Origin of the sequence: Wolbachia endosymbiont (group A) of Cephus spinipes (assembly GCF_964026895.1) — a bacterium.
GTDB classification, from domain to species: domain Bacteria; phylum Pseudomonadota; class Alphaproteobacteria; order Rickettsiales; family Anaplasmataceae; genus Wolbachia; species Wolbachia pipientis.
Map to the genome: position 1 here is coordinate 725,773 of NZ_OZ034713.1, position 13,029 is coordinate 738,801.

Genomic DNA, 13,029 nt, shown 5'->3' on the forward strand with positions numbered 1-13,029 from the left:
CCATCTTCACAATGATACCCTACCTACGTTTCTACTCTCTGCCACCTTCTCAATAGAACTTATAGGACTTATGTTGAAAGATAAATCATTATCACAATTTTCTTCATCGCTATCAAGTCCACTATCAACGCTTAAAGATCTGAGTAATGTTGTCTTCTCTCTCAGTGGAACATAAGACTCATTATCAACGCTTGAAGATTTGGATAACCTTTTCTTCTGTCGTGGAGCATTACCAGACTCATTAGAAATTTCTCCCGTTAATTGATTGTTGAAGCTCCTTTGTTCATCAGCACGAATTTTTTCTTCCAGTCCATCAAGCATTCCTACCAATTCATCACCCCATTCATTTTCTTCTTCTAATAATTGTTTACACTTTTCTTTCTCACGCTCTAGCTCGTTTCTTAACTCTTCGACTTTATCTTCATCTTTAGTGAGTTCAAGTGTAAGCACCTTATCTCCTGGAAATTCCTCGTACTCGTTTTCTAGTTCTTCAATGTTGAGTTTTAGTCTCTCTTCTCCAAGTGTATCTTGTAAATCGCTATCCTGCCTATCTGATTCTTTAATCTTTTGCCCAATTTCTACTTGTACCTTATATTCCTGATCTAATTCTCTTAGCTGATCTTTCAAGCGCTCTTTCTGCTGGCGTCGTTCAACCATTATCTGTTCCGCATCTTCTCGTGCTTGATTTAGCTCTTTTTCCAAATTCTTCTTTCCTGCATTAACAATTTTCAGCTCTTCCTTTAGCTTTCTTTTTTCTTCATATACACCTTTAAGTTCTTGTGCTTTCCCTTGTAGCTCTTTTAACACACCTGCTAATTCTTCATTTTTTTGTGCCAGTTCAGTTTGCAATTCCGTGTTTTTTTGCTCCTCTTTTTCAAACCTGTCTTGTAAATCGCTATTCTGCTTCTCTAACTTTACAATTGTTTGATTAGCTTCTGCTTGGGTTGTTTCTAGTTTCTCCTGTAGTCGCTGATTTTCTTGTATTAATTCATGGTGCTTTTTATTTATCACTTGCAACCCTGCTTCTATTTCTTGCTTCAATTCAACAGCTTCTTTTTTCAAATTTGACATTTCTTGCTTCAATTCAACGTTTTTTTCGGACAGCATCTGATTATTTAAAATCAATTCATCCATTTGTTGTGAAGCAAATTCTGTCTGAGTTCCAGTGTGCTGTAAATTGACTTCCGTTTTAGTTTCGATTTGTTGTGAAGCAACTTCTGTTTGAGTTTCAGTGTGTTGTAAATTGACTTCCGTTTGAGTTGATGCATTGCTATTAATAGAAGGAGGAAGGCTATTGTCAGCATCAACTTTAGGGTCTAATTCCCCCTCTGGTTCCTTGCGATAGGCCACTATAGATTCATTTTGAAAATTGTTATTAGCAGTAGGCACAACATCAGCAGCCTTACCCTTTTCTAGTACAGCATCATATAAGGAGAGACTTTGAATATATAATTCATCATTTTGCTTTATCAATTCTAAGATCTCCTCCGATGAAACAAAATCTTCACCATTAAATTTTAGTACTTCAGTTATGCGACCGCTACTCACATTCATAATCATGGTACAAATTGAAACATTCCCGAACTCATCCTTTATAGGCCAAGTGCTTGTCATTTCATAACATGTGCCTTCTTTAAATTCATAATATCTTTTCTTATCTTCTTGATAAGCGTATATTTCATGTTTTTTATTGCAATAGATATTCAATTTTTTAATATCTTTCTCTTGCTGTAAAATGTCACTAATTCTTGTTGGCTCACTTTTATTGTAATTAATAAGGTTAACATTCAAAACTCTATGAGCATTATCAGTTTCTGTGTAATAAGCTTGAAGCTCTACGTCTTTCCTCTCAAAATATTTACTTGCAGTTTTTTTTCCCTGCTCTGCCAACTCTATGCATTTATCTATATCTTCCTTAAAGCTCTTATTAGCAGACTCTGTTACTGCTTTATCTATGTACGTTTGTTTAAAATCTCTATCGTTTATTAGGTCATAAAAACTCCACCCATCCCCAAAAGCCCCCTGCACGTAAGTGAAATTCTTTTTTTCCTTTAGTTCTCTTAAGAACCACACCTTTTCTTTCAGATTTTTCAGTTGAAAGCTTACCCTTGCCTTTACACTAGAGTTTTTGGCAGGAATACTAACTTCTTCTAATTCTTTAAGTAATTTGTTATTTTTTATAATTGAGGAGCAAAACTTTACAATAGCAGAATTTGCAAACGAAGGATCTTTTTTTATATCTTCATCAATAATTTCTTTAAAACGTGCAAATTGAGGTAGAACATAAAAATTGATTATTTCTTTTTCTGATCTTGTTTTATTAGCATAAGAGATATCACCTAATTGTGAATATAACTCTTTTAATGTATAGTAGATAAGCGTAGAGCAATAAACCTCCCTATTCAGTGAAGTTGGTCCAATACACTTTTCAAGTTGATCACCTGTTTTTCCTGCCTCTGCTGTTTTTTCTTCTTTAGCCAAACTTCCAATCATAATACACCTCCTTAACTATATTTATATTATACCAATTAACATATATTAAAAGAAATCAAACTGTATAACCTCGTCCTACACTAACTTTTATGATTACTTAATTGTGTAAAAATAACTGCAAGTGTTAAACTTGAGCTTTTATTTTTCATTATACATTTCTTACTACATGTTTATACTGCTGTCTTGCATAATAGACTATTCGAAGTTACACAAGTATTTTTTTTATTAGATAAGAGTTAGTAAGAGCCTGTTCATAATTTTTTCAGAAGTAAGGCAGTGAAAGCCAGAACTACCATTTGTAGGCTAGTATTGAGTTTTCGCTCACAATTTTTCCACAATCTTCTACATTTTTCTAACCAAGCAAAAGATCGCTCCACAACCCATCTTTTGGGCAATACAACAAAGGAACGTAATTCATTTCTTTTGATCACTTCAACGGTTGCACCAATAATCGTTTTTATTTGAGTTACAAAATTCTTTCCAGTATAGCCTGCATCAACCAGTACATTTTTAACTCCCGAGAGGTTTTCTTTTGCATTTTCGACCATTCTCACAGCACTGCTACGGTCAGTTATCTCTGCTGTTGTTGTATAAATTGCATGCTTGCGTATCTACTGCAATACGGCCCTGAAATCTTCTTGCCTGCATCATAGCTTCAGCAGTATCTGCATTTTTTATACTCTGTGCATCAATTATGCAGAAGCTTTTCCGACCATTGTTTTGTCGCAATTATTTTTTTTTAATACCAGCTCCAGAACACTTTCTTTATTTGCATCTGGTTTTTCACTCCACTTCTTAAAATAGTCGTAACAATTGCGCCATTTTGGGAACTCTTTTGATACCATTCTCCACTGGCAACCACTTTTTAACACGTATAACACTCCACAAAATACATCATGTAAATCAAGTGTTCTTGGTTTTGTCTTCTTTCTGCAAGATTCCAGATCTGCTACAATAATCTCAAACTTTTCTCGACTTATGTCACTTGGTTATAAACTTCGCATATCCTACTTTATATACTTTATCCTCTCACTTTATCTCTTTTTTGAGATTACGTACAGGCTCTAAGATACAAAGACGTTTTCAGAAATCTTTAAGCTTAATAACATCCTCTCTCTTTGGACTAGTTGAGATTAGATGAATTGGTACACCTATTAATTTTTCTAACCTGTCTATATATTTTATTAAATTGATAGGCAATGCTTTAATCGACCTTTTACCTTGAGTGTTTTCTTTCCAGCCAGGAAACTCTTCATATATTGGCTCTAATTCCCCTTGTATTGAATGCGATGCGGGTAAATAATCATACATTTTTCCGCTATACTTGTAACCAGTGCATATTTTAATTGTATCAAAAGAATCAAGCACATCTAATTTGGTTAATACAATGCTTGAAACTCCAGAGAGTTGTACGGCCTGGCGCACTAAAACTGCATCGAACCATCCGCAACGCCTTCTCCTATTGCTCACTGTTCCAAGTTCCTTGCCTATAGTAAATAAGCTGTCCCCCACTTCGTTCTTTTGCTCAGTAGGGAATGGACCATTGCCCACTCTTGTTGTATAAGCTTTTACCACACCAATAATGTAAGCATTGGAGGATAATCCTGAGCCTGTTATTGCTTGCGATGCTACGGTATTACTTGAAGTAACAAAAGGGTAAGTTCCGTGGTCGATATCTAAAAATGCGCCTTGGGCACCTTCAAATATTATTTTCTTACCTTCTTTCATCAAGTCATTTAATATCTTCCATACAGGTTTTTTATATGGAAGAATTTTTTCTGAAATCTCTTGAATTTCCTTTAATATTTCTTCTTTTTTAACCACCTGGTAGTTAAGGCCTTTTCTGATAGCATTGTGGTAATTCAGAAGAGTATCCACTCTTTTGTTGAGCTCATCTGCGTTTTCTAAGTCACAAAGGCGTATAGCTCTCCTGCCAACTTTATCTTCATAACATGGCCCTATCCCTTTGTTTGTTGTACCAATTTTGTGATTTCCGTTTAAATCTTCAAATAGCTTTTCCTTGTCCTTATGTACGCTAAGTATTAATGGACAGCTCTCGGATACCATCAAGTTGTTATAGTTTATGTCCACTCCTTTAACTTTCAATGACTCTATTTCTGAAACTAGAGCATGCGAATCAAGAGCAACACCGTTTCCTATAATAGATATTTTGCCTGGCCTCAAAACAGCAGAGGGCAGTAAATTTAATTTATAAACCTCATCATCTACTACTATAGTGTGCCCTGCATTATTTCCTCCCTGAAATCTCACAACTACATCTGCATTCTCAGAAAGATAATCTACTATTTTACCCTTGCCTTCGTCACCCCATTGCAGACCAATAATTACAATGTTATTCATCATTATTTTCTAAATTAATACATAAATATTAATACAGTACGCTACAAATGAAAAGAGAAATCTACGCCTTTCCTACACCCCTTAAATAAAGAAATATACTGTCGATTTTCTTAATATATTACCAAATTATTCATCATTATATGATATAACTTACAGCATATTTACAGTAAGGTGTTATTTATGAAAGAGACAAAAGGAAAAAATAATAAGAGTCCAGTAGTTAGATTAAAGGCCACAGCTAAAGAGTTCAATTTTAGTAAATTAAGAGCAGATCAAGATAATAAATTAGCGAATTCCGGTGAAACAATGTTCTTAGATTTTCAAAGGATGAATTTTATTATTAACGGAAAAGAAATAGATAAAAATCTTATTATTGCATTTAAGGAAGGAGCTAAGCACCGCAAAAGCGAACTTTTTAATAGTGATGATATATATAATGACGAAATATTTAACAAAAAAGGAACAAGAGAAATAGATACGGATCATGGCAAAGCTTTTGTTGCTTCAGTACTCGAAGATATTGAGAAAGAGCTTGTAAGTAATGCATTGGGTGAGCTATGGAAAAATCACTGTGAAAATTCCAAAACTGCCAATCATCAAAAAACCGATTCATATAAGAAAGAATTTGAAGAATTTTACAATGCTGGCCAAAGGTATATCCATCTATTACCAACAGAGAAAGATGAAAACAAGGATTACCGTTCCTTTGCAAAAGAAGTTTTCAAAAAAATGTTCAGATACGCTGGGGCAGAAGTTCCAAGTGATGCTATTTTAGAAGAGCTAGTTACCAATTGTAATCAAGCAGGGTATGAGGCTGCTCCATTTATACAAACCCAACTTGCACTTGGACAGTCGTTCATAGTAGAAAATCCTAAAAAAGTAATAAACATTGATTGTGCTAACCAAAATAATGTGAGAATTAGATCTGATATGAGGCTACCAATACTCTCTGTTAAAAATCAAGTTATGCATGGCGATAAGATATGTAATCTGTCTAGTTCATTGGAATTTACAATTGAATCTCACAATGGTGAAGACTTTGTAACATACAGAGATGGTAAATTGTCACTTACTATTCCTAAAGAGTTAAAAAATTATAAAGATAATGGCAAGAGCTTGTTTGACATTATTAAAGAATATTTTCAGAAATTCTGTGCAAAATTAGGATTTAAACCTGAGACAAAAATACAAATAGAGCATGGCTTCGGTGCTCAAAGTAACTATTTAGATGGTACAATATCAACCACAGGATCAGATGCAAATGAAGAATTTATCAATCTTTTAAGCGAAAATCTCAGAGAGAGGTTATTGGGGTCAGGAGTTGCTCTAGAAGATGAAGATGTTGATGATATTGTTGAAGTCAGAGTATCTACCGTTATAGATCTATTGAGTGATTATGCTAAATTGGAAGATAATAAAGAACACAGAGAGTTATTAATAAGTAAAGTAGCAGATAATTTAGGACTTTCCACTCAAGATAAAACAGCACCAGAAGTATTGATGGAATTAGGCTCTTTACCTTCTTTGATAAAAGGTCAGGTTAATCATAATCAAGTGCAGTCTGTTGTAAATACTTTTATTAAGTTAATTATTGAAGGGAAAAGCGAAGTATACAAAAAAGGAGGTGCGATTAATGCAATTCATAAGGAGATAGATAAGGCAATTGTTGAGCAAGAAAAAAAAGCAACCAACAAACAAGATATAGAAAATGATAAATGGACAGATAGAATCAAAAAACAGAATTATTCTGCGGAATCACATGAACATTTACCTTAAAGATATTAGTAGGCTCTTTAAATATTTTAGAGTTCATGGTTGCAACGGTTGCTATTTTACAGCGCACCTCATCGTAAAAACTACGTGCCGTTGCATCATATGTTTCAAGAACGTTGGTAAAATGTTCAAGTTGATCTCGATTCAATACCTGATCTATTCTAGTTAGTTGGTCATTGCTGCTTTTAAAATTAGTTAGATCACATAACATAGCACGTTCTTCAGTTTCAGCAGGCAAGTATTTAAAGTGACCAAAGATATTTTGCCTAATTTTCTCTAGCATATTTACCTGTATACTTACAAAGCTACCTAATACCGCATACTGATTTCTCTCTTTATCTTATATAAATTAATTAAGTAAAGTGAATACAGTATCCACACTACTAAAAAAAATGTGGCACAAAACATAAACATTGCAACCAGTGGCAACAGCAGGGAACTTTCTATTGCTATTCCACCTTTTCTCAAAATGCTTGCTGGCTGATGGAGAGTGGACCATAAATTCACGGAAAATTTTACTATAGGAATATTTATAGCACTAAAGATGGCAAATACTGCTGCTGATTTTTCTGCCCTCGCTTCATTATCAAAAGCGCTCCACAATGAAAGGTAGCCAACATATAGGAAAAGTAAAATCAGCATTGAAGTAAGTCTTGCATCCCATACCCACCAAGTGCCCCAGGTTCCTTTTCCCCAGATGCTGCCTGTGATTAAACATATTGCCGAAAAGATTGTCCCTGCAGGAGCAGCAGCATGTGCCAAGACACTAGCAACGCTATTGTTCCATACCAATGAAATGAAACTGAGTGATGCAATTAATCCATATATTCCAAGAGCAAGCCATGCAGAAGGCACATGAATGTACATGATTCGTACAATTTCTCCTTGTTTATAATCTTCTGGAGAGAAGAATAACGCCAAAGACATTCCAATTAAAAAACATGCGAAACAAATAACCCCAAGCCAAGGTAGAGCTTTCTTAGAAAAATAAGAGAAATTTGTAGGCTTTAATAAAAACATTCGTTTTGAGAATAATTGTGTTAAGAATTTACCAATTAGTTTGAGTTTTATCAACAGGATAGTTTTTCTATATTTACGTAGGTCAACAAATTAGCATAATTTCAGTAGCAGATTGCTAGCTATTATTTTTAGTATATGACCCTTAAAAAGCTTAATCTACACTTAGTATCAGATTCAAGTGGTGAAACTGTTATATCAGTTGCAAAATCAGCTCTGAAACACTTTCGTTCTATAGAAACGATCGAATATGTTTGGTCTTTTGTGAAAAAAGAGGAGCAGATTGACAAAATTCTGGAGGAAATTAATAGGAAAAGTGATGAGCATAATTTTGTTATATGCACTATTACTGATGATGAGCTAAGAAAATATTTAAAAGATAACTGTATAAAGTTGAAAATTCCCTATAGAGCAATATTATCACATATTATTAGAGAAATTTCGTCCTATCTTGAAATTGAAAAAGACGAAAAGCTTGACTTGCATACTGAGATAAATAACGAATATTTTCAGCGCATTGAGGCAATAAACTACACTATTAATCATGATGATGGACAAAATATTCAAGATATTGATAAAGCAGATATAATTTTGGTTGGAGTTTCACGTACATCAAAATCTCCCACCAGTACGTATTTAGCTTACCGAGGCTATAAAGTTGCAAATATTCCTTTTGTTAGTGGAGTACCCTTTTATGTTGACTTGGCAAAATTAAAAAATAAACTAACGATAGGGGTAACAATAGACGTAAGTAGGCTAATAGAAATACGCAAAAATAGACTTACTTCAATTAACAACGAAGATAATAATATATATGCTAACCCTGAGAAAGTAGAAAAGGAAATTAAAGAAGCAGAGGAGCTCTTTAAACAGAATAACTGGCCAATTATCGATGTCACGCAAAAGTCGATCGAAGAAGTATCAGCAACAATTATACAATATTTTAATAAAATGTTATCAATTGACTAACTCTTGATAAGTGATTATAATGTAAAGTAATTTAATTCTTACTATAGATATGAAAGTCAAAGGGTCGCTAAAATCTCATCGTAACAGAGATAAAAATTGTAAAGTTGTGAAAAGGGGTGGTAAGATTTACATTATAAATAAGGTAAAGCCAAGGTGTAAAGCGCGTCAAGGTTCTTAGCTTTTTGTTCACCTTTTCATGTTATATATTTTTTATATGTGAAAGTACGGTGCTTATATCTAAAAAGAAGCAAAAGTTACTGTGTTTAAGCGCAGCCTTACTCATTTCTTCCCTTACATTATATTTCAGCATTAGCACAATTACAGGTAAACGTGGCTTATTGACGTTAATCGATTTAAAAAAAGAAATCGAGTACAATAAACTTTTGCTAAAGGATGTCTCTTCTGAAAAGGAAAAGTTGGACAACAAAGTATTTGGCTTATATGAAAAAAGCTTAGATTTAGATCTGCTTGATGAGCAAGCAAAAAATGCTTTAGGTTATGTGAACCCTAATGAACTTATGGTTGTTCTTGACGTGAAATAGCAGTAGAGATCTCCCTACGTCATACCGCCGCGGCGCTAACACGTAGCGGGATGACGGTTTTTCAAATTGTCGGTAAATCTAAGTCAGTTTAGCTATATTGTCTCTCACACCGCTTAGCTGAACAGACAATGGCGTCAACTTAAGGAAAAATGTCAGCGATAGTGTATAAAATTTCTCTCTAAAATTTTTACCATTAAATTACCCAAAAGCTGCATGACCTTACCCAGAAAAAGTGGAGAGAAAGAAAGGAGTTTTTTCGGGTAAAATAAAATTTTGGAGGATTAGAAATGGTAAGAGAATATACAGCAGAATTCAAATTGGAAGCTGTTAAACTGGCAAATGAACAAAGAAAGGCAGGTCAAACAATTACAAAAATAGCAAGAGATTTAGGAATAAAGGGTGGTTTATTAGGAAAATGGATAAAGAAACACAACGAAAAAAAGTCGGCAGCAGATGCATTTCCAGGTAGAGGTAACATGGCTCCTTACGACAAAGAGAGGTTTGATTTACAAAGCAAGAGTAACAAGGGAAAGAGACATTTAAAAAAAAGCCCTGGCCAGTCAAAAAGAGTAAAATATTTTTTTATATAGTAACTGCTATAAAGTACAGGAATTATGTAGGATTTTCTGCTAGTGGCTACTATAAGTGGACTACAAGAAAAATAAGCAGTAGAGAATCAGCAAATAAAGAGCTACTCGAAGCTATTCAAAAAATATATCAAGTTTCTAAATGTAGATATGGAGCTCCTAAAATTTATGCTGAATTGAAGGCTTTGGGTAAAAGTTGCAATTTGAAAACGGTGCAAAGTATTATGCAGAAAAATGACATCAGGGCTATACTGAGAAGAAAGTTTAAAATTAAAAAACAACAAACAGATAATAGAGCTGTAGCTCCCAATATACTAGATCAAAACTTTATTGTTGATCAACCAAATAAAGTATGGGATTACTTACATCAAAACCAAGGAGGGATGGCTATATTTGGCAGCAATAATTCTCACGTATGGTAGTTAATGAGTAGTGCAATAAATAAACAATTGGTTATGAACTCTTTATTAATGGCCATTAATAGGCGTAAACCTGTTAAAAATCTACTGCTGCACAGTGACCAAGGTTCACAATATACTGCGCAAGGGTATCAATATCTCTTAGCTGTAAAGAATATAGATGAGTAATAAAGGCTGTTGTTACGACAATTCTGTTGCAGAAAGCTTCTTTAGCTCATTGAAAAGAGAAATACTTATTGATACTTCACAACACTCTGCTCAACAAACTAGAACTGCAATATTTGAATACATAGAAATTTTTTATAACAAACAACGTCACTATTAACTATTGCGTTCCAGAACAATTTGATGCATCATTCTTTTTGTAAAAAACATTCCACACTTTCTCTCCACTTTTTCTGGGTAAGGTCAAAGGATCTTATGTCTTAAACCTTATCACCAGGCTTAACAAATAGGTGGCCCAATACTATTAACTTTATGGGTTTATCTTCGTTATTTGCTACTATCCAAACCCCATCGCTCTCATGATCAACAATTTCTATTGGTGCAAATACTACATAATTATTGTCATCAACAATCTTTATTCCAAGAGCACCCTCGTCACTTAAGCTCAGGGCTGAAGAAGGAATTTTATATGCAAATCTTTCGCCTGAAGGTAGTCTTACGTTGGCAGTTAATCCCTGCAAGGATATCATTTTATTATTAGTTACCTTTACCTCTACCCTATAAGACCCAGTTTTAGGCTCAGCAATTTTACTAATAAAACTTACTTCACCTGCCAATTCTTTTCCGTCCAGTAAATTAATTTGAGCTGTGCTGCCTAGCTCTATTTTACTTACTTCATTTTCCGAAACGTATAACACCACAAGAATTTGATCGAAATTAACCACGTCAGCTATTTTTTGCCCAGCATTAACAAAATCCCCTTCGTTTGCATTGATTTTATCAATATAACCATCTATAGGAGATGTGACTGCAGTATTTTCTAAATCCAATTCTAGCCTTTTTAGGTCAGCTTTTGCACTTTGTAACGCAGTAAAAGCTGCTTCTACTTGTATTTGTGCCCCATAGCCTTTTTTATTCAGTTTGTGAGAGGAATCATACTCAATTTCACGCTGCTTTAATAAAGCTTTGGCTTTCTGAGCTTGCTCAATCCTGTCATAATCTTCTATCTTTAACACTACATCATCTCTTTTTACCTTTTCACCATCAGGTAAATAAATAGCAATAATCTTACCACTTATTTTTGAGACAAGGCTAGCTCTATGTAAGGGATTTACTGTACCAGAAAAATTTAAATATATAGTGCGGTTTTGCGGCGCACATTCTTGAGTTTTTACTGAAAAGCTACTAGTTGCATTATCGCTATGAACCGCCTGATCTTTTTTTAAAAATGCACTGCTGATAAAAAACAGTAGAATAAAAGCAATACTGGAAATGATGATTACTTTGTTTCTCACCTTTAAACAATAGAATTTGTTGACCAATCTTGTTAGAAACAACTGCATAAATTTTCGAATCAGAAATGTAAGTATAATACATGTACCATTGTCACTCCATAAATAGTTTTATATGAGAACAAACACAAGATTTTCCTACAATAAGTAAGTTTTTTATTGCTAAAATGCAATTTTTAATCGAATAAAAATGTAAAATTGCAAACAAAGTTGTGCATAAGACTGGATTTAAAAAAATCTTGAAAAATATACTAAAACTTTTAAATAATAACTTTATATCTAGTGGCTTTGCCTTCTCCAAGACGCTGTAAGTATTTCATCCCTAGCAGTTTCTTTGTAATTGCCTCTACTGTTCTTGGAGGAAATCCTAGAGCTTCTATAGCATCTTTTCTACTAAATTCTTTATCTGCAAGGCTAAGTGCCCATTCCCAGAAGAACAATTGTTTTCTTGATAATAAATATTCAGTATTCTCCCTCTCAAGAATATAATGCGCCTCATTTGCTTGCGTTTTGAGTACATTAAGAAAAAATATTAACCACGGGGAAATATCTTCTTTGCCACTTTTCCAGCTACTTTGTGTTTTATTAAGCGCTAAGTAGTAATCAAGTTTGTTAGTTTCAATTATCTTTTCATGTGATACAATAGATACAAAATCATAACCCTGCTGCAACAGCATTAAATTAGTCATCAATCTACTAGTTCTGCCATTTCCATCTTGAAAAGGGTGTATTGCCAGATACTCAAAAACAAAGTTAGCAACAATAATAAGAGGATGCTTAAATTTATTATTTAAGGACCAGTGATACCAATCAATAAGCTCTTGTACTTCCTTTCTAACAAGGTAAGGTGGTGTGGGATCAAAAATTATACCAACAACTTTTCCATTCTGATCTTTTGCCTCAACTCTATTAGAACTTGCTTTGTATTTTCCTCTATGATACAAATCTTTTTCACTATAAAGTAGCATCTGGTTGTTAATGTGCAATATTGATGACTCACTAATTGGAATATCCGTATAATCATGAAATATTAGTGTAAGCATTTCTAAGTAGCCAGCAATTTCTTGCTCATCTCTATTTTTAAATTTTTTGACACGTAGGTTTTTATATAGATCCTCAACTTCTTTATCGGTTAGACGATTTCCTTCAATACGGTTAGAAGCGCCAGAAGATGTAACAATAACTGAATGAGTTAATCTTTCAATTGTTTGTGGTAGTAGTTTTTTCGTTATCTGCCAGCTATTTTTAACACTATCAACTGCAGTAATTAACTCGTACACTTGTTCAATTACAGGCCCTTCTAGGTTGAGACGTGTACTAAGACGAAAATTCTTCCAGTTCATATTCTTCTCACATGCATATTATGTGAGATAATGTGAGATAATGTGATAAAAGTCAATAGTAAGCTTTA

The 13,029-nt window shown here is 33.8% G+C and carries 14 protein-coding genes and 1 pseudogene; 8 read left to right on the plus strand and 7 right to left on the minus strand.

Going from position 1 to position 13,029, the window contains the following annotated elements:
• Positions 1-6 precede the first annotated feature (6 nt).
• From AAGD59_RS03425 to AAGD59_RS03435, 3 genes and pseudogenes are all read right to left on the minus strand, one after another.
• Positions 7-2,493: a hypothetical protein gene (locus AAGD59_RS03425; RefSeq protein WP_141456969.1), complete on the minus strand. Its 2,487-nt coding sequence runs from the start codon at positions 2,491-2,493 to the stop codon at positions 7-9.
• A gap of 251 nt (positions 2,494-2,744) precedes the next feature.
• Positions 2,745-3,473: pseudogene (locus tag AAGD59_RS03430) on the minus strand (IS5 family transposase).
• A 103-nt stretch (positions 3,474-3,576) separates the two neighbouring features.
• Entirely contained in the window at positions 3,577-4,854 is a 1,278-nt protein-coding gene (locus AAGD59_RS03435; protein ID WP_015589105.1) for an adenylosuccinate synthase, read from the minus strand.
• Between the two features lie 180 nt (positions 4,855-5,034).
• Between AAGD59_RS03435 and AAGD59_RS03440 the strand changes: the two genes are divergently transcribed.
• Positions 5,035-6,630 (plus strand): hypothetical protein, encoded by a 1,596-nt coding sequence (locus AAGD59_RS03440; RefSeq protein ID WP_264378105.1) that lies wholly within the window; start codon positions 5,035-5,037, stop codon positions 6,628-6,630.
• Here the strand turns inward: AAGD59_RS03440 and AAGD59_RS03445 are convergent.
• Positions 6,584-6,910 (minus strand): hypothetical protein, encoded by a 327-nt coding sequence (locus AAGD59_RS03445; RefSeq protein ID WP_015589103.1) that lies wholly within the window; start codon positions 6,908-6,910, stop codon positions 6,584-6,586. The two genes, AAGD59_RS03440 and AAGD59_RS03445, sit on opposite strands and share 47 nt — an antisense overlap.
• A gap of 26 nt (positions 6,911-6,936) precedes the next feature.
• Positions 6,937-7,647: a heme ABC transporter permease CcmC gene (gene ccmC / locus AAGD59_RS03450; protein WP_015589102.1), complete on the minus strand. Its 711-nt coding sequence runs from the start codon at positions 7,645-7,647 to the stop codon at positions 6,937-6,939.
• A 135-nt stretch (positions 7,648-7,782) separates the two neighbouring features.
• Between ccmC and AAGD59_RS03455 the strand changes: the two genes are divergently transcribed.
• From AAGD59_RS03455 to AAGD59_RS03480, 7 genes are all read left to right on the plus strand, one after another.
• Positions 7,783-8,613 (plus strand): pyruvate, water dikinase regulatory protein, encoded by an 831-nt coding sequence (locus tag AAGD59_RS03455; protein ID WP_015589101.1) that lies wholly within the window; start codon positions 7,783-7,785, stop codon positions 8,611-8,613.
• 49 nt (positions 8,614-8,662) lie between these two features.
• A complete protein-coding gene (gene ykgO / locus AAGD59_RS03460) occupies positions 8,663-8,791 on the plus strand; it encodes a type B 50S ribosomal protein L36 (RefSeq protein ID WP_006279631.1) in 129 nt (42 codons plus the stop codon).
• Between the two features lie 49 nt (positions 8,792-8,840).
• Entirely contained in the window at positions 8,841-9,155 is a 315-nt protein-coding gene (locus AAGD59_RS03465) for an FtsB family cell division protein (protein WP_015589100.1), read from the plus strand.
• Between the two features lie 287 nt (positions 9,156-9,442).
• Entirely contained in the window at positions 9,443-9,745 is a 303-nt protein-coding gene (locus tag AAGD59_RS03470) for a transposase (protein WP_081600753.1), read from the plus strand.
• Between the two features lie 71 nt (positions 9,746-9,816).
• The gene (locus tag AAGD59_RS03475) at positions 9,817-10,164 is read left to right on the plus strand and encodes an IS3 family transposase (RefSeq protein WP_081600752.1); all 348 of its coding nucleotides are present in this window, start codon (positions 9,817-9,819) and stop codon (positions 10,162-10,164) included.
• A 3-nt stretch (positions 10,165-10,167) separates the two neighbouring features.
• Positions 10,168-10,329: a DDE-type integrase/transposase/recombinase gene (locus tag AAGD59_RS06950; protein ID WP_010082071.1), complete on the plus strand. Its 162-nt coding sequence runs from the start codon at positions 10,168-10,170 to the stop codon at positions 10,327-10,329.
• A complete protein-coding gene (locus AAGD59_RS03480; protein ID WP_010082072.1) occupies positions 10,322-10,486 on the plus strand; it encodes an IS3 family transposase in 165 nt (54 codons plus the stop codon). Before AAGD59_RS06950 ends, AAGD59_RS03480 begins: the two co-directional genes overlap by 8 nt.
• Before the next feature lie 100 nt (positions 10,487-10,586).
• On the opposite strand, the gene AAGD59_RS03485 is transcribed toward AAGD59_RS03480, so the two are convergent.
• Both AAGD59_RS03485 and AAGD59_RS03490 read right to left on the minus strand, forming a co-directional pair.
• Positions 10,587-11,669 carry an efflux RND transporter periplasmic adaptor subunit gene (locus AAGD59_RS03485; protein ID WP_174517006.1) on the minus strand — a complete coding sequence of 361 codons (1,083 nt, stop codon included), beginning with the start codon at positions 11,667-11,669 and terminating at the stop codon, positions 10,587-10,589.
• Between the two features lie 209 nt (positions 11,670-11,878).
• Entirely contained in the window at positions 11,879-12,961 is a 1,083-nt protein-coding gene (locus AAGD59_RS03490) for a Fic family protein (RefSeq protein ID WP_006280480.1), read from the minus strand.
• Positions 12,962-13,029: the final 68 nt, after the last annotated feature.